Below are 17648 nucleotides of genomic sequence, written 5' to 3' on the forward strand. Positions count from 1 at the left end.
TTACGCCACTCCCGCCACCTGGGCCGCTCGCTCGGCCACCTCCTCCGCCAGCGGCACCCGCTTGTAACGATAGACGGCGGCGTCCCACCGCTCCTGGGTTTCCTCGTCTACCCGCAGTCCCTCCCCCACACACAGCAGAAAGCGGCCCGGAAGCGCCTGATGCAACCGCGCGCAGTGCCGGTGCAGGTCCGCCTTGCGCCAGAAACCGAAAAACTCCAAATACACCTCCCGTCCGCTCGGCTGATGGACCAGACGATAATCCGGCACCCATACGGAGTCGCCCACCATCTGAGGGGCGGGTTCGCTCTGGAGGCTCCAGTCGCGAATCCGGCTGCGGAAGGCCTGCACGAACGCCTCCAGTTCCGGAGGTGTGTACATTCCGAAATCCGGCAGATGGGAGCGCAAGCCGTCCGCCGAGGAGAGGGTAAACGTCTTGTCCCGCGCTGCTTTCCCGGCTCGGCCCCAGCGCAGATGGGCCTGGAGGTGAAACGAGGCGCAGTGCAACAAGGTGGGCAAAAACAACGCCAGTCGCAGGCCGTACTTCTGCGTGGCAGAAAAGAGAGACAGCGGACCGTCCACCTCCAGGCGATAATTCTCCGGACCGGTGGGGCTAATTCGGACAATCAGACGGTGGAACTTGACGGCCCGGCACAGTTGCCGGAAACGGGCCGGCGTGGCTCCGCTCACCTGAATCTCCAGGCGTACCGCACGCAGGAGGACCCCTTGGGCCAGCGCCACGTTGTAGCGCTCCAGCAGGCGTTCCGCGCTGAGGTCCTCGAAGGCCACAATGCGTTGCTCGCTTTTCAAGTCGGCGAACAGGGCCTCTTCGAGTTGGCCGGTACTCTCGAACTGGCTGTAGCTCCGAAGGGCCTCAGCGAGCACAGCCTGGCGGTCGAACGGTTTTCCCTCGGCGGCCCACTGGCGGCGGCGCTGCGCGGCCAGGGTGAACACAGCCGCCCGCAACGGCTCCGGAGACACCGCCGTGACACTCTGGAAGCTGCAGCGCTCTTCCAGCAAGTGGGCCAGGCCGGCGGGCAACAGCCCCTGCGGACCTTCTGGAATCAGGTCCGCCAGTTCCTCGGCGATTTCGCCTCGACTGCGGCCCACACTGCGGCGGAAAATCTCCAGGAGCTGCTCCGCCAGGGTCCGGACCAGCGGGTCCTGGAGCGAAACGTAAAGCGGCACCACTTGATGCCTCTGATGCCGCACCCGTAACAGCTTGCCGGTCAGCATAGCCGGGAATTCCACCCCAACAAAAGCGAGCGTTCATTGAAAGGCCCGGTGCTGCCGACGCCGTTCGCTGACGTATTCCTCGGCGGTTCCGCGAGCCACAATCTCATACAGCACGGCTTGCTTGTCGCCATGCTTGCGCAGAATTCGCCCCAAGCGCTGGACATTCTCCGTCGTACTCCCCGATCCCCCGAAGATGATCCCTACCGACGCCGAGGGAACATCGACCCCCTCGTTCAGAACCTGGCAGGTCACCACCGCCGTGTATTCGCCCCGCTGCAACCGCTCCAGAATCTCCTTCCGCTCGCGGGCCTTGGTCTGATTGGTCATCGCCGGAAGCAAAAATTGCCGGGCGATCGCATAAACTGTCGCATTGTTGGCCGTGAAAATCAAGGTCCGTTCCCCGGCATGGCGCTGCAACAGCTCGGCCAGCACCCGAAACTTCTCGCTGGCTCCTTGCACGATCCGCTTCTGCTCCCGATACGCGCGCAATGCCGCCAGCCCTTCCGCACTGCGATTGGCCACGAACAGAAAGCGGCGGAACCCTTCCGGGCTGCTCAGCGAAAGATTCTGCTCACTGATAAAGCGGCGGTAAAGCTCCCGGCACTGCTGATAGCGGCCTTGTTCCTCCGCGGTCAGTTCCACATACACCCGCCGCACCTCGTAGGGAGCCAGATATTCCCCCGCCACGTCGCGGATGTCCAGGCGATAGACGATCGGACCGATCAATTCCGGCAGCAGGGCTTCCCCGCCGTCGCTCCGCTCCGGTGTGGCCGTCAGACCCAAGCGGAACGGCGCTAACGCCCCCTGGGCTGCCGCCTGATAGGACGCCCCCGGCAAATGATGGCATTCGTCGAACACCACCATGCCGAAGCGGTTGGCCCAGCGCTCCAAATGAATGTAGGCCGAATCGTAGGTGGTCACCGTCATCGGCTGGTAATTGAACTCCCCCGCCCCGACCATCCCCACCGTAATCCCGAAACACCGCTCCAGCTCCGCCGCCCATTGCACCATCAGGTCGATCTTTGGCGTGACCACCAACGTCGGGCGATTCACCGCCGCGATACATTGCAAAGCGACGAAGGTTTTCCCCGTTCCCGTGGGCAGGACGATCACCCCCCGCCGCTCCTGGAGCCAACACGCCGCCGCCTGACGCTGATAGTCCCACGGCACGCGCTCATCGCGCAAGCGCCAGCCGGCCCCTTCCGTACCCCAGCCGCGCGCCTCGTCCACATACTCGATCTGCTGCCGCCGCAATTCCTCCACAATCGCCCGGTAGTAACGCCCCTGCGCCCGCCATTGCTCCGTGCGCGGGTCCCACACTAGCCCCGGCAGGGAAGGCACTGTCTCCCCCGCCTCGGCTTCAACAATCACCGTGGCCCGATCATAGCGCAAGCGCAGCTTGCCCATCGCTCCTGCCGCCTCCTGCCCGCTCAGGACTACCTTCCCATTTTGCCCTCTGACTTCCAACCTGCCCTCCGACGCCCTTCGGATTTATCCCACCGCAACGCTCCCCGCCTATTCTAGGCTCAGCGGCAGAAACCCGCACGACCAGCTTGAGGAGGGACTTGGAAGGATTGAAGACACTTGCAGCGGCAAAGAAAGGATAGGACTCTCCCTTCGGATTCACCCCTCCGACAGGCCGCGGCGCAGACGGCGGGCCAGCCAGCGGAAGAAGACCGCCAAGGTCAGCAACACCCCCGCCGCCACCAACAACCACACATACACCGGCGTCCGCCTCTCCCACACCACCCCCACCGGCTCCGGCAATCCATAATGCGACAAAGTGAACTCCGACTCCGGTAACGGCCTGGCCGGTACCGACCAATCATACATAAACTCTTCTCGAAAATTAGTACCATTCGAGCGAGAACCCGTCTGATAATATCGAACTGGTATTGGCACTCCATTATCAACTCTATATTCAATATGAATCTCCATTATTCCAGTGGCAATAATATCTTGAATACGAAAACGCCCTTCCACAAGCGTCCAATATCCAGCAGGATCTAACATCATCGTCCCGCCTTGCACAAAATAAGGCGGCGGCTTGTCCACCGCATGGGGACACTCAAAATCTACCACCCATAACTCCCGACCCTCCCGACTCACCCTCCGCATCCCCACCACCCGAAACGGCTGGTACTCCAACAACTCCGGCAACGTCTTCCCCAAAACATCGATCCCCCTGTACTTCATCCATCGTATCGTCTTCCATACCGAAAAATCGCTCTCCGACCCGCGAAAACTCCTCCCCTCTCCCCCTTCATCGATCATCCGCAGTTGCCAACCCCCACCCCCCTTCGACCCACTCAAAGACTTCTCCAACCAAAACGCATACCGCGAATTCACCCCATAGGCAAAATCCCCACGCCCCGCTTCATCCCACGGCTCATAATCCTCCAAATAATGCTCGAACACCCCGCCCACCGCCGACTGCCGCACTACATACCGGCTCCGTCTCCGACTCTGCTTGCCATTTGCCCGCTTGACCTCATCCTGATAAATCGCGGTTCCCACCCATCGATCCGCTTGCTGCTCATACTCCCGCCACCGGGGTAAAGCCTCTTGCTGTAACAAGCGCAAACCCTCTGTTCCGCTCAGCTCCTGAGCTTGCCCACCCCATGTTCCCACCCCTACCAACAGCGCCCCAGCCCACACACCAACCACCCCACGCATCGGTTGAATCTCCTTTCCATCCAGGGCAAAGCTGGTGACTCCACCCCGTCAGCAGTCTTGACACCGCCACGTCAGAATAAACTTTTCCCCTCCGTCATTGAACAAACAGATCGAGTGCACCTGCACCACTCCTTCCACCCTTGCGGTGCACTCGGTGAAGAACATCACAACTCGCGATGACAGCAAAGAGACATTTGCCTTACCGCTCAGTAGCAACCGCAAAACATACCTTCCCTCGGATCGAGACACCGACAATTGCAACGAGGTAAAGCAGTGCAGCCAAGAGAAGTCCCCCCCAGACACCCTCTTTCTTTCGGGATATTAGTGCACCCGTTACTACATTGCGAACATGGCGGAATCTGGCAGGCGGCGAGGCACTCTTGGTAATTCGGATCATTCGGATCGCACGGGCAATTCAGTATCACAGATGGGTCCTCGGCGTAGGCGGGGCGGGTGGCCAGCGCCGCCAGGGCGACCACCAACACCGCGATTCCCACACAAGGGTCGTCTGGTCCGCCGCTCCGTCGCCCTCCACCCCGCCGAGATGCGGCCCAGCTCCCCCGCTCTTTTCCCTCACCCCTCGGAGGGGCCGCGGCGCAGGCGGCGAGCTAGCCAGCGGAAGACGACCGCCAAGGTCAGCAACACCCCCGCGGCCACCAACAACCACACATACACCGGCGTCCGCCTCGGAGGTACCACCCCCACCGGCTCCGGCAAACCATAATGCGACAAAGTGAACTCCGACTCCGGTAACGGCCTTGCTGGTACCGACCAGTCGTAGGTATATTCCATGCGGCTCTCACCACCATCAGAGAAAGAACTCGTATGATAATATCGCACTGGTATTGGTACTCCATTATCAACCTTGTATTCAATACGAATCTCAGTTATTCCAGTGCCAATAATATCTTGAGTACGAAAACGCCCTTCCATCAGTGTCCAATATCCAGTAGAATCTAACATCATTGTCCCGCCTTGCACAAAATAAGGTGGCGGCTTATCCACCGCATGCGGACACTCAAAATCTACCACCCACAACTCCCCACCCTCCCGACTCACCCTCCGCATCCCCACCACCCGAAACGGCTGGTACTCCAACAACTCCGGTAACGTCTTCCCCAAAACATCGATCCCCCTGTACTTCATCCATCGTATCGTCTTCCATACCGAAAAATCGCTCTCCGACCCGCGAAAACTCCTCCCCTCTCCCCCTTCATCGATCATCCGCAGTTGCCAACCCCCACCTCCCTTCGTCCCACTCAAGGACTTCTCCAACCAAAACGCATACCGCGAATTCACCCCATAGGCAAAATCCCCACGTCCCGCCTCCTCCCACGGCTCATAATCCTCCAAATAATGCTCGAACACCCCGCCCGCTGCCGACTGCCGCACCACGTACCGGCTCCGACTCCGATTCTGCTTGCCATTTGCCTGCTTGACCTCATTCTGATAAATCGCGGTTCCCACCCATCGGTCCGCTTGCTGCTCATACTCCCGCCACCGGGGTAAAGCCTCTTGCTGTAACAAGCGTAAACCCTCTGTTCCGCTCAGCTCCTGAGCTTGCCCACTCCACGCCCCCAGCCCTATCAGCAGTGCACCAGCCCACACGCCAGCCACCCCACGCATCGGTTGAATCTCCTTCCCATCCAGGGCAAATCCGGTGACTCCACCCCGTCACTATTTTTGACACCGCCAAGTCAGAATAAACTTTCCATCTTCGTGATTGAACAAGCAACTGAGTGCACCTGCACCACTCCTTCCACCCTTGTGGTGCACTCGGTAAAGAACATCACGACTCGCGATGACAGCAAAGAGACATTTCTCCTACCACTCAGTAGCAACCGCAAAACCTACCTTCCCTCGGATCAAGACACCGGCAATTGCAACGAGGTAAAGCAGTGCAGCCAAGAGAAGTCCCCCAGACATCCTCTTTCTTTCGGGATATTAGTGCAGCCGTTACTACACTGCGAACATGGCGGAATCTGGCAGGCGGCGAGGCACTCTTGGTAATTCGGATCATTCGGATCACACGGGCAATTCAGTATCACGGACGGGTCCTCCGCGTAGGCGTGGCGGGTGGCCATTGCCGCCAGGGCCACCACCAGCACTGCCAACCCCACCGAACCACACACCGAACCGAGCAGACCACACACACGTGAACCGAGCTTACCACACACGCGTACCATGAGCAACCCTCCAGTCACACCTCCGACAGCCCCCGCCACCGGAGTCGAAACTTCCCCGCTGACCTGCCATCGTCACCGGAGTAGGAAACCCTGACCTCGCACACCCTCGAAGCCGGGATTCCCCCGATGAACCTCAGCACTTTCGGAAGAAAGATGCTTCCCACAGTGCAGGTCCTCGGGACCCGCACCATCATCGGTGCCCTTCGTTGGTGTGCTTACCCCCACTTCAGCTCTTACAGATGTGTTCCTCGACAAAAGGAGCGGGGAGATTGCGGGACGTTCACTTTTTGGGTTGCGGCGAGTCCTTGGGCGTGGGGTTGGGCTGGAGGAGGCGCTCTTCATCTTTGAGGAGTTCTTCGAGAAATTCGACCCGCTTGGCATCCTGCTGGCGAGCCTGGGCGACGAAGGCAGCGGCGGCTGCGTTTTTGGGATCAGCCTGAGCAGCGGCAATCGCAAACTTCAGGATGGCCCGCATGTTGATCGGAATGGTGTTGTGGGAGGGTTTATCCGCATAGGAAAGGATCAGCGGGGTCAATTGCCATTGTTTCCATTTGCGCAAGTCTTCGATGGGCATATCGGCGATGTCAGGTTGTGCGACCAATTGTTTCATCACGTCCAGGACTTTGTCGCGGGGGATGACGTCGGAGCGGAACTCCCAGAAGTAGCGGGCGGTGCGCAGGACGGCATATTTGACGGGGAACTCTTGGTCGTCGTGGATCAATTGGGTGAGGTATTTCCAGCCTTCCTGGGGATCAAGGAGGATATAGCCGGCGAGGACGCCATCGAGACCGCTAGCGAATTGGCGTTCTTTGTCATCGAGGAGTCGGCGTAGGGCACGGGCGTGTTCGGGTTTGCCGCAGTGGCCGAGGAGCAGGCCGTACAAGCCGTAGCGGCTGCCACGGGTGTTGGGGTCGGCCAGCCATTGGAGCAGGGTTTCCGGGGGGAAGTGCGGGGCAACTTCGCGCACCTCCTTGTAATCGGCGGCGGCGAATTCGTTGTAAGCATCGCTGCTGATGACCACGTCCTTGTCTTCCAGATAGCGGAAGAAATACTTGAGGCGGGTGGCAGCGTCCTTGTTGCGCACGGCAATGGCGCCTTGGAGATACTCCGGCAGGCGGCTGTCTGGAGGGAACGCATCGCCGCGGTAGGGGTCCAATTCTCCGGTGGGAGAGACGTTGAAGAAGATCAGGTACTTGTATCCGCGGCCTTCCGGCGGAATGTAGCGGGGAATGGTGATGGTCTTTTTTCCTTTGATGATGTCATGGGGCTTGATAACGATTTCGATATGGAACTCTGTGGTGCCTTTGTTGAAGCCGCCATCCTGAGGGTCTAGCTTGGCGTTGCTCAGGCTGCCGTAGAGGATCATATCCGCCTGGGCGACTTCATTGGACAATGTGTTGCCACTGGGTGCGCAGAAGGGGCAAGCCCAGACCGCACTCGACCCAAACCATAGTGTCGCCAGAATGCCGATAATTCCAGGTCCGACTCGCATGGCTATCGTCCTCATGACCGTGCCTCGCCTCCAGGTCGTCCCGCCGCGAAGGTCGCCTCATCGCAGGGGCGGGGCTGCGCCTTCCTCCCCATCCTATCCCTACGGGCCTCTCTCTGAGGCGATTATGGGGCGGTTGATGTCCGGAAGCAAGATAAAGACTGCTCTGTAATATAAAATTATACTTGCACCTCATGTTGTTCTAATTGCGACAACGCTTGCTCCACCAAGCGCCGCGCAGCGGAGACCAGGGGCGGATCCGCCGAGGTAGGGCGGAGGGCTTCCAGATAGCGGCGGACCTTGCGTACAACCTGGGCACGCTTGAAAGGTTCCAGGTGGGCGGAGTCCGTCAGGTTGTCGTACATATCGGCCAGCTTGAGCAGGTGCACTTGCCAGTCGGCGGCGCGCAACTGCCGGCAGTAAGCCTCCTCGCGCTGCTCCTCCGGCAGGCGGCAATCCTTGGACAAGGCGGCGACCCAGCGAGCGACCTGCTCGCCGAAGGCCGCGGCCAGATCGTCGTAGTCCGTGTCCGTGTCCTCCAGGCAGTCGTGGAGCACGGCGGCGGCGAGCACCTCCTCATCCCCGCAGCCCAATAGATGCCGGACGATCAACGCCACCCGCAGCGGATGCGCCACATACGGCGTCCGCCCATCCTTGCGCAACTGATGCCGGTGCGCGCGAGCAGCAAACGACACGGCGGCCAATACAACCTCCTCAAAAGTTCTCATGTCACCCTCGCAACAGTGTGTTCCAGGAGAGAACCCCCAGCAACCGGCCTTTTCCTGACTCTCTTTTTGAGCTACAATAGGGGAACCAAAGCATCCTGAGCAACCCGCCTGGACAGTCGCAGGATGATCCCGAACGGGGCGGCCGTACCCGGGCCTGAAGCTCAACGGTTGAGCAGGCGGCTCATAACCGCTTGGTTGCGGGTTCGAATCCCGCCGGGCCCAATCCACCTCTCGCCATGGCTCACCCCTGCCCAAGGTGCCGCCTGGGGTTCCCCCTCCAGCGAGGCCCACAATTGCAAGAGGCCAGGGCGAGCAAACCGAAGGCGGTGCTCTGCTACACGCTAAATGTTGGCTCTGGAACCCCGCCCAACAATTGATGAGGGGGAATTCCGGAGAACAGCCGCCCTGCCCTCCGCCCACGACCGCGGACCCCCTGCCAACCCACTTGCCTGCCGCCGATGACTCCGCAAACTCAAAACCTCGGCAGAGGCGGGAAAAACCGCTCAAAGGCGAGGACCCCCTGCCCGAAGCAACTCCCGCATCTTGCCGCGGAAAAGCGGACCTCCCCTCGGACCGACTCCTTGTCCCTGCCAAAGGAGAGCGGAGCTGCGGGAACCTCGCACGCCAGCTCCGGCGTACTGTCGCCATAATGTCACTCTTTCGAGGAACCGCTCCCTCAAAATGTCGTGGGAGGGCGGTGCGCAGCTCTTCCAGTGACACGGCACTGCCAGCGATGGCTGCCGACTCCGCGACCTTGGGAACCGAACGGACCAAACGGACCGAAAAGGGCCGCTGCCTCTGCCGAACCTGACGAAATATGACCGCCGACTGCGGGGATACACACCCCGGAGGTGATTCTGTCAAGGGGGACGGACGGGACAATTCGGAATGCTCCCGTGGCTGAGAAGGCTTTGTCAACTTCGGACGACGGGGCAACTCCGCGAGAACCTCCCAACTTTCCCGCTTCTTTTCCGCCCGACGGCCTGAGCGACGCGAGGGCCTGGCTCGCTGATCCAAAGATACTAGCGACCGTATCAATTGATCACGACTTCGCCGATTGCCACTTATGGATTGACAAATTAATTTATACAATCGCATTTGCATCTTTTCTGCTGTCGAGATGGGATGATGACCGGATTCCACGGACTTTTTCCGTTTCCTGGGTTCATCATGTTCACTTGACAATTCGGAGGAAATCCGAGAAGACCCTACCGCGGAACGCTGGGAGCGAACCGAGGTTGGCTCCCCTCGCCGCTGGGGCCGAATGGGGGAAGCCTCGCCGTGGGTCGCTCCCTGCCGACGCTGGCGGCGAGATGTCACTGCCTTCTCCGCCGAGGAAGGTTCTGCCACGGCCAGGGAATCTCCCGACTGTTCCGCCGTTTTCGCTTTGTTTTTCCGGGTACCGCAGATGGGGCGAATCCGGCCCGTGGGGGAAGGCTCTTCGCCGCGGGATGCTGTTCGCCGACCTACCACCGGAAGGGGCTTCGCCTCGACGATAAAGGGCACGCTCCGCTTCCGCGATCGGCTTGCCGATTTCGCACCGTATGCAGAACGATTTGTTCGACGTTGATATTGGTAGAAAAGATCAGGTTTTGCTTCGACAGATGGTGCGGGCGCCGGTCGGGGCGGAGGAGGAGCGGGGATGCTCTCCAGGCTCAGAGGCAGGGCCGGTGTGTCGGGGCCGGGGGAAGCTGGGGAGTGACGCCGCATTGTCTCCGAACGTTGTCGCTTCTGGTGTTGGGTGGGAGTCTGTTCCGCCTTTCGCCGCTGACAGGGTTGAGTCAGCATGCTTTTCAGATACCACAGGAGCGTGCCGCAGATGGGGACGACCCAGCGGTGGAGAAGATTCGCCTCGTGCCAGCCGAGCAAGCGACGGCACCAGAGGAGCAGACCAGGCGAGGCATAGCGACGCCGGGGCCAGAAGGAACGACCGAGGAACGCCGAGCGGGCGAGTGGCAACCGCAACGGTTGCAAAGCGCGGTGGGCTTCCCCTTCCCGGAAGGGGTCGGGAGGCGGGGTGAAGCTCCAGGGGGTGCGGGTGCAGTGCGGCGTCCTCATGGCTGGCTCCTTGTCTAGCTCGCGGCGGGATGCCTGGGGTGGGCGAATCCCCTTCCGTCGCGGCATTTGACATTTTTTCTTTGAGTGTTCATATGTTTTAGTGTAAATATACACCCTAAAATTGTCCCTGTCAAATCGAATTGGCCAAATTTTTCCAAAAAAGCGTTTTTTCAGGGAAAAGGCAGGGAAAACAGCAAGCAGCGAGCGGTGGAAAACAGCGAATGGCGAATGGTTAAAAACCATCGACGGGGAGACAGTTCAGGACAACAGCAGGTCACTTCCCGATAGCCGCGAATGGCGAATGGAAAGAGGATGGGGAGCGGCGGGTTTTCCGGCGAATCGGTGCGGTTTCCCCGGCCCAACGGCGGAGAGCTACGGGGGTAGCGGGGTGTCTGACAACGGGGTAGGATGGAGTAGATTTGGGGAAAGTCTCATCGTGGATGGAAGCGGGATTCTGAGGAGTTTTTGCCATGCGCGAGCGGGAGGTGCCGGAGCCGTTGGTGGTGGAGCCGTGGTGGCGGCGGTTTGGGTCCACCGCACTGACACTGCTGCGTCAGATTGCCCGCCGGCCATTGGACCCTCTGCCGCGCTTGATTTTGGCCGATTTTCTGGAGGAAAACGGCGCCCCGGCACGGGCGGAGTTCATCCGCTTGCAGGTGGCTGAGATGGATCGCCGTTGGGGTTGGGAGGACAAGAAATACTGGCCGGAGCGGGAGCGGGCATTGTGGCAGCGGCATCGGGATGAGTGGCTGGAGGGCTTGCCGAAGTGGAGCTGGTGCCTCTGGGGCGGCCTGGTGGAAGGGGTGGCGGTGCGGACTCCCAAGTTGTGGCGTGCGGCCCGGCAGCAGATCGACGTGCGGCGGGTGAGCTGTGACTTTCGGGATTTTGACACGCTGCTGAAGAATCTGGAGTTGCTAGCGGGGGTGGTGTACCTGGCGGTGACGGGGAGCCAACTCGGAGTTGCGAGGCTGCGTGCGTTGGTGCAGTCGCCTTCCATTCAACATGTGGCGGTGCTGAATTTGCTGTCCCAACGGATCGGGATGGAGGGGGTCCTGGTGTTGGCGTTGTCCCCCTACTTGCAGAACCTGACGGAGCTGATATTGGGCTGGAACGGGCTGGGTGATGCCGGGGTCGAGGTGTTGGCGCACTTTCCTTCCTTGGAGCATCTCACGACGCTCAACCTGTGGTGGAACGGGGTCGGCGATGCGGGGGCGGAGGCGTTGGCGCAGTCCTCCCGTTTTCCCCGCCTGAGCCGGCTGTGGCTGGGCTTCAACCGGATCGGTACGGCGGGGGCCGAAGCACTGGCCGAGTCTCCTCATCTGCAGAACTTGACACTGCTGGACCTGGGAATCAACCGGATCGGTGCGGCGGGGGCGGAGGCGTTGGCGCGATCGCCTCACTTCCAGAAGCTGACCTATCTCTCGCTCAACGGTAACCAGATCGGGGATGCGGGGGCGATGGCTCTGGCGCAGTCCCCTCATTTCCCGGCTTTGGCGCGGCTTTTTCTGGGCGGCAACGAGATTGGCGACGTGGGGGCGAAGGCGTTGGCGCAGTCGCCGTATCTCCAGAACCTCACGGAGTTGGAGCTGGAGGGCAACCCGATTGGGGCGGTGGGGCGGGAGGCGTTGCAGCAGTCGCCGTATTTGCGGCAGTGCCGGGTGCGGCTGTGAGGCGGGGGTAACGGCGGAGGTGTTCTGGGGGCTGTTCCGCGGTCTTCAGGGGGAGGTGGGGAGGGTGGTGTGGTCGGGGCAGTGGAGGCGGAGTTCGGTGAGGTGGAGGGGTTGGTTGAGGAGGCCGCAGTGGTGGGGGGCGTCGGGGTTGCTGTAGCGGTGGGGCTGGAAGTAGAGGCAGGTTTGGCACTGGCGGGTGAGGCTGACGAGGCCGGCGCGTTGCAGGCGGGCGATGAGGTCGAGGAGGCAGGCGAGGAAGGTGCCTTTGGTGTTGGGGTCGAGGGCGGCGACTTGCTGGCGGATGGCGTCGGCCCAGTGTTGGAGGTGGCGGGCACGGCGGCGTCCGGCGGGGGTGAGGGCCACGACGCGGATGCGGCCATCGCGGGGGGCGCGGCGCTGTTCCACCAGGCCCTTTTCGACCAAACTGCGGACGGCATCGCTGACGGTGGGGAGAGTCAGGCCGAAGCGGCTGGCCAATTCCGACATGGACACTTCGCTGTCATCGAGGCTGATGAGATAGAGGAGCATTTGGGCTTGGGTGGCGCTGAGGTCCTGGGCGTAGGCGGCGTCCCAGAGGCTTTTGTGGAGGGCGACGGCGAGGCGTTCCAAGGCGGCGGTGATTTTGGCGTTGACATCATCGGGCATGGCGGGAAGGCCTCAGGGCAGCGGTCCGGGGTTTGGCGGGCGGTTCAGTAGTCGCCGTCTTTGACATAAGGCTGGCACCAGAGGGCCACTTGCAGGGTGACGGCTTTGAACCAGGCATGATACATTTTATCGACTTCGGCGGGGCTGTGGCCTTTGCGGGCGAGGAAATCGCGGAGGGTGATGGTGATGGGAGCGATGAAGGCGACGAGGTAGCGGAGGGGGACGACGGGGGTGGCGGAGTTTGTGACGTGGTCGGTCTGGTTCTTTTTGGTGCGGTGGTGGCGCAGGCCGATTTCGTACTGGTAGTTGAGCCAATCCTGGTCGCGGGGTCGGCGGCAGGTGTCGAGAATCCACTGGCCGAAGCGGCGGCGGACGGCGGCGAGATACTCGGCGATGGGCTGGCCCTGGGCGTCGGTGAAGTAGCGCAGCAGATGGGGATGCGCGGCCACGAAGCCGTACCACAGGTCGAGGATGGCTTCGATCTGATCGGCGAGGACATCACCGGCCTGGCGCAGGTACTGTTCATCTTCGGGAGTCCAGAGAACGGCTTGTTCGAGCTGCCGGAGTTCTTCGAGGGTCAGCGGGGAACGGGCCGTGTCGGCCTGGCCGTAGGTGTAGCCGGGAATTGTGGCAGGGGTCGTACTCATCGCTTCGCTCCTTTCTTGGTCTGAAGGACTTGTGGGGAAGGAGGAGCCGGCCGCCTCCCAAGGGGAAGCCTATAGGGAAACCCTATAAATTTGATCTATAGGAAAACCCTATAGGGAAATCCGTCGGGACGTGGGAGGCGGCGGTCCGATACTTAGGACTGCTAATTATTATGGCGAGGGGTGGGGGTTGTGTCCAGAGGGATTTTTTCGGGACGAGGTGTCCGGGCGGGTTTGCAGGGTGGCGCGGAGGGAGAAGTGTCAGGTGGCTGTCAAAGCTGGGCGGGGGGCGCGGTCGAGGGCAGAGCGGAGGAGTTCGAGGATGAGCCATTCAAAGGAGTAGCCGGCGGCCTGGAGGGCGTTGACGAGGATGAGGCTGATGAGGTAGGGGTTGGGGTTGACTTCGAGGATGTGGGGTTGGCCGTGGGCGTCGAGGCGGATGTCGAGGCGGGCGTAGTCGCGGCAGTGGAAGAGTCGGAAGGCGCGGCGGGCGAGGTGGTCGATGGCGTGCTGGAGTTGGGGGTCGAGGGTAACGGGCGCCTGGACGAGGCAGCGTTGGTATTCGCCGCTGGCGGTGTCCCATTTGGCGGTGTAGGTGTAGACGGGGTGCCAGCGGGGGTCGGCGGGTTGGAAGACGATTTCGCCGGGGGGCAGGACGAGGAGGCGGCGCTGGGCGGGGGGGCCGATTTCGAGGACGTTGACGTGGAATTCGCGTCCGGGGAGGAGTTCTTCGAGGAGCAGAGGCGGGGCGAAGTGCTGGCGGAGACGGGCGACGGCAGCGGGGAGCTGTTCGGGGGTTGTCACCACGTTGTCCTGTTCGATGCCGATGCTAGCGTCTTCGAAGGTGGGTTTGACGATGAGGGGGTAGCGGCCGGTCCAGCGGGGTTCGTCGTCCGCATCGAGGAGGGCGAAGGGGGGCGTGGGCAGTTCGGCGCCGCGGAGGAGGTATTTGCTGGCGGCTTTGTCGCGTCCGAGGGCGAGGCAGCGGGCGGGGCAGCCGGTGTAGGGCAGGCCGAGCCATTCGAGCAGGGCGGCGGCTTGGACTTCGGTCACGGAGGATTCCGGCACGCCTTCGTGGAGGTTGAAGACGGCGTCGGGGCGCTGGCGGCGGACTTCGTCGAGCAACGGTTGCAGGTCGTGGGCCAGCCCCAGGGTGCGGACGGCGTAACCGGCCTCGCGGAGCACGGCGGTGCATTCGGCGACGGTGTCGAGCACGTCCCGTTCCGCTTCGTACTGCGGGTGGTGGGGGGGGAGTACCGGTTCGTTGTACAGCACCAGGACAGATGCGGACATGCGTGCCTCCGCAGGATGCGAGATCGTGGTGTCAGGGGGGTGGCAGTCCCCAGCGGCGGGTGGCGGCTTCGAGGATGGCCCGGAGGAGTTGCTCGTAGGTGTAGCCGACGCGGTAGGCCAGGTAGCAGAGGTCGCCGGAGGTGGGGCTGAGGCCGGGCAGCGGGTTGATTTCCAGGAAGTAAGGGACGCCGTCGCGGATGCGGAAGTCCACGCGGGCCAGGTCGCGGCAGCCCAGGGCGGTGAAGGCGGTTAGGGCGTCGGTTTCCACCGCTTGATAGACGGCGGGGGGCAGCCGGGCCGGGGCTTCGTAGTCCACCTGATCGTGCCAGGCCCGCTTGACTTCCAGACTGTAGATGAAGCGCTGGGGGTCGGCCTTGGGCACGATGCGCATCACGCCGAGCGCCTGGGGCGGGTCATTCCCCACGATGCCGACGGTCACTTCCTCCCCGGCGATGTATTCTTCCACCAGGGCGGCCTGGCGGTAGGTTTGCCAGATGCGGACGACGGCCGGTCCGAGCGCGGCGGGGTCTTCGACCAGGGCGTGGCGGCGGATGCCTTTGCTGGAGCCTTCCCAGACGGGCTTGACGATCACGGGCAGGGAGAGACCGGCTTCGGCGAGCAAGGGGGGAAACTCGGCGTAATCGCCGTCGTAGCCGTGGGGCGGGGGCGGAAGGGTCAGCCCTTGGGGGACGGTGAGGCCGGCGGCGGCCATCACGGTGCGGGTGAGGCTTTTGTCCAGGGCGAGGGCCAAGGCCAGCGGGTCGGAACCGCTGTAGGGGATGCCCAATAGCTCGCAGACAGCGGGGACGCGCGCCTCCCGGCAGCGGCTCACCCCGTATCCTTCGGACAGGTTGAAGACCAACTCCGGCGGCTCGCGGAGCAAGGCCTGCACCAGCGGCGGGCCGTCGCCCAGGATGCGCACCTCGTGCCCCCAGCGGCGGAAGACCTCGGCGATCGCCGTCACCGTTTCGGGGCTGTCCCACTCTTCGTGCCAGTCGTCGGGCAGACCGGCCGGCGGGGGTGTGTCCGGTTTGAGCGTGCAAGCAATGCCGATGCGCATGGGAGACTGCACAGGCGAGGGGGCGAGCCAGCGAGCTAATCGGAGGAAGCCGGGGGCGAAGCAGCGGGCGGAGAGGGCCTGCGTGCGCGGCGATACCCCTGATAGGCGGACCAGCCATTGACCAGGGCGGCCAGAGCGGCCAGGGCCGCCGCCAGGTAGTAAAAGTCCGCCTTGGGGTTCTCCGGTTGGAGGGCGTAGGCCAAAAGGCCGAGGGCCAGGGCCGCCGCCAGCACGGTCCAGATCACGCCCTGGACGAATTGGCGCCGGGCCGCTTGCGTCTCACCGTTTCCCGATGAACTCATGGCTGCTCCTCCTGCCACCGGGGCCACAGAACCGCTCCCGTCTAGGAGTGGGCGGGATCGGGGACCAGCGGCAGCGGGATGCGCGGCGCGGCTTTGCTGCTGGTGCTGCGTGTGCCGGTGGCTGCGCCTTTGCGCCGGGATTTGCGGCTCGTGGACGCCCGCCGCCGGGCCATCCGCTCGTTCCCCTCCGGCACCAGCACCGACTGGTCCCCTTGCAGCAAGGCACTCACCCCTTGCGTGGCCGTGGGTCGAATCGTCGCCGGCTTGTCCTCCGCTTGATAGCGAATCAGCAGCCCTTCGTAATTGCGCAGCACCACCGCGTCGTCCGACATCGACACCAGATAATTCGGCATCAGCGGAATCTTTCCTCCGCCGTGCGGGCTGTCCACCACATAGGTGGGGATGCCGATGCCGCTGACATGTCCTCGCAGCCCTTCGATGATCTCCAGCCCTTTCCAGATGCTGGTGCGGAAGTGCCCAGCCCCCACCACCGGATCGCAGTGGAACAGATAGTAGGGGCGGACTTTGATCCGAAGCAGGCCGCGGATCAATTCCCGCATGATCGCCAGATCGTCGTTGACTCCACGCAGCAGCACCGTGTGATTGTTGACGGGAATGCCGGCTTTGATCAAGGCCCGGCAGGCCCGGCTCGCCTCCGGCGTGATCTCCCGCGGATGATTGAAATGGGTGTGGACGTACACCTTCTCCGCGGACTCCAGCAGTTCAATCAGTTCCGGATCGAAGAGGCGCTGGGGCAAGGTCACCGGCACGCGCGTGCCGATGCGCACGACATCAACGTGGGGAATCTCCCGCAACTGTTCCAGGTAATAGCGCAGCTTGGGCAGGGGGAGGGTGAGCGGATCGCCGCCGGAGACGATGACATCACGCACCTGGGGATGCCGCCGAATGTAGTCGATCATCCGTTCGTCATTGGGATGGATGGCTTCCCAGCCGCCGCGGGTGAGCGTGGCCCGCTTGCGGGTGCAGAAGCGGCAGTACATCGAGCAGTTCGGCGTGGTCAAAAGCAGCACCCGGTCGGGATAGCGATGGGTGAGGCCGGGCACGGGCGAGTCCTTATCTTCCTCCAGCGGATCGGTCAGGGCGTAGCCGGAGGCCGACTCCGCTTCCTGCGCCGAGGGGACGGATTGCAAACGGATGGGGTCTTGGGGATCGTCCGGATCGATGAGGGAGAAGTAGTAGGGCGGGATGGCCATTTTGTAGTCGCCTTCCAGGCGGCCAATGGCTTCGAGTTCCTCCCGGCTGAGGCGGAGCAGGCGGCGCAACTGCCGCACCGAACGGATGGCATGCTGCATCTGCCAGCGCCAGTCCTGCCATTGCTCTTCCGGGACATCGTGCCAGGTGGGATGGCGCCGCGGACGACTCGGAGGTTCCTCTTCCTCGGACGCCAGCGCGGGCGTAGGAACGGCCGGAGCCAACGAACGGCGAGCATCAAGCTCGAACATACAGACGCGGACCTCGTCGGGTCGGGAGATTCCGCCTCGTGCCCCCAATGGCACCGAGCAGGCGGGAGCGACTCAGCGTTGCATCACGCATATCACGAGTCGGCTTCATAAGATGAAATCTTAACACCGACTGCGCCGGAAACAAGTTGCTCTCACCGTTCGGAAGCCAAGAAATTGCCAAATTGTTCCGTCTGCGCCGTT

Annotated in this window: 15 protein-coding genes and 1 tRNA gene; 3 read left to right on the forward strand and 13 right to left on the reverse strand. The window is 62.4% G+C overall.

Annotated features, from left to right (window positions below; translation table 11 throughout):
• The 7 genes from H0921_RS08470 to H0921_RS08500 form a co-directional block, all read right to left on the reverse strand.
• On the reverse strand, positions 1-1233 hold the full coding sequence (locus H0921_RS08470; RefSeq protein ID WP_194537613.1) for a DUF790 family protein: 1233 nt from the start codon (positions 1231-1233) through the stop codon (positions 1-3).
• Positions 1234-1266: 33 nt separating this feature from the next.
• Positions 1267-2640, reverse strand: coding sequence for a DEAD/DEAH box helicase family protein (locus H0921_RS08475; RefSeq protein ID WP_194537614.1), 1374 nt, complete (start codon positions 2638-2640; stop codon positions 1267-1269).
• Positions 2641-2856: 216 nt separating this feature from the next.
• The gene (locus H0921_RS08480; RefSeq protein ID WP_194537615.1) at positions 2857-3909 is read right to left on the reverse strand and encodes a hypothetical protein; all 1053 of its coding nucleotides are present in this window, start codon (positions 3907-3909) and stop codon (positions 2857-2859) included.
• A 573-nt stretch (positions 3910-4482) separates the two neighbouring features.
• Positions 4483-5535 (reverse strand): hypothetical protein, encoded by a 1053-nt coding sequence (locus tag H0921_RS08485; RefSeq protein ID WP_194537616.1) that lies wholly within the window; start codon positions 5533-5535, stop codon positions 4483-4485.
• A 239-nt stretch (positions 5536-5774) separates the two neighbouring features.
• Positions 5775-6095, reverse strand: coding sequence for a hypothetical protein (locus H0921_RS08490; RefSeq protein WP_194537617.1), 321 nt, complete (start codon positions 6093-6095; stop codon positions 5775-5777).
• 280 nt (positions 6096-6375) lie between these two features.
• Positions 6376-7602, reverse strand: coding sequence for a hypothetical protein (locus H0921_RS08495; RefSeq protein ID WP_194537618.1), 1227 nt, complete (start codon positions 7600-7602; stop codon positions 6376-6378).
• 161 nt (positions 7603-7763) lie between these two features.
• On the reverse strand, positions 7764-8312 hold the full coding sequence (locus H0921_RS08500) for an HD domain-containing protein (RefSeq protein WP_194537619.1): 549 nt from the start codon (positions 8310-8312) through the stop codon (positions 7764-7766).
• 150 nt (positions 8313-8462) lie between these two features.
• Here H0921_RS08500 and H0921_RS08505 point away from each other — a divergent pair.
• From H0921_RS08505 to H0921_RS08515, 3 genes are all read left to right on the forward strand, one after another.
• Positions 8463-8534: transfer RNA gene (locus H0921_RS08505), tRNA-Ile, on the forward strand.
• 1476 nt (positions 8535-10010) lie between these two features.
• Positions 10011-10388, forward strand: a complete 378-nt coding sequence (locus H0921_RS08510; RefSeq protein WP_194537620.1) for a hypothetical protein — start codon at positions 10011-10013, stop codon at positions 10386-10388.
• A gap of 452 nt (positions 10389-10840) precedes the next feature.
• A complete protein-coding gene (locus H0921_RS08515) occupies positions 10841-12040 on the forward strand; it encodes a TIGR02996 domain-containing protein (protein WP_194537621.1) in 1200 nt (399 codons plus the stop codon).
• A gap of 45 nt (positions 12041-12085) precedes the next feature.
• On the opposite strand, the gene H0921_RS08520 is transcribed toward H0921_RS08515, so the two are convergent.
• The 6 genes from H0921_RS08520 to H0921_RS08545 all read right to left on the reverse strand — a co-directional run bounded on the left by H0921_RS08520 (position 12086) and on the right by H0921_RS08545 (position 17447).
• Positions 12086-12685, reverse strand: coding sequence for a MarR family winged helix-turn-helix transcriptional regulator (locus H0921_RS08520; RefSeq protein ID WP_194537622.1), 600 nt, complete (start codon positions 12683-12685; stop codon positions 12086-12088).
• 44 nt (positions 12686-12729) lie between these two features.
• A complete protein-coding gene (locus H0921_RS08525; protein ID WP_194537623.1) occupies positions 12730-13332 on the reverse strand; it encodes a protoglobin domain-containing protein in 603 nt (200 codons plus the stop codon).
• Positions 13333-13590: 258 nt separating this feature from the next.
• Complete coding sequence (locus H0921_RS08530) at positions 13591-14622, reverse strand: D-alanine--D-alanine ligase family protein (protein WP_194537624.1); 1032 nt, start codon at positions 14620-14622, stop codon at positions 13591-13593.
• 31 nt (positions 14623-14653) lie between these two features.
• Complete coding sequence (locus tag H0921_RS08535; RefSeq protein WP_194537625.1) at positions 14654-15682, reverse strand: D-alanine--D-alanine ligase family protein; 1029 nt, start codon at positions 15680-15682, stop codon at positions 14654-14656.
• Between the two features lie 35 nt (positions 15683-15717).
• A complete protein-coding gene (locus H0921_RS08540; RefSeq protein ID WP_194537626.1) occupies positions 15718-15984 on the reverse strand; it encodes a twin-arginine translocation signal domain-containing protein in 267 nt (88 codons plus the stop codon).
• Between the two features lie 41 nt (positions 15985-16025).
• The gene (locus H0921_RS08545; protein WP_194537627.1) at positions 16026-17447 is read right to left on the reverse strand and encodes a KamA family radical SAM protein; all 1422 of its coding nucleotides are present in this window, start codon (positions 17445-17447) and stop codon (positions 16026-16028) included.
• Between the last annotated feature and the right edge of the window lie 201 nt (positions 17448-17648).

It is taken from the genome of Thermogemmata fonticola (assembly GCF_013694095.1).
Taxonomy (GTDB): Bacteria; Planctomycetota; Planctomycetia; order Gemmatales; family Gemmataceae; genus Thermogemmata; species Thermogemmata fonticola.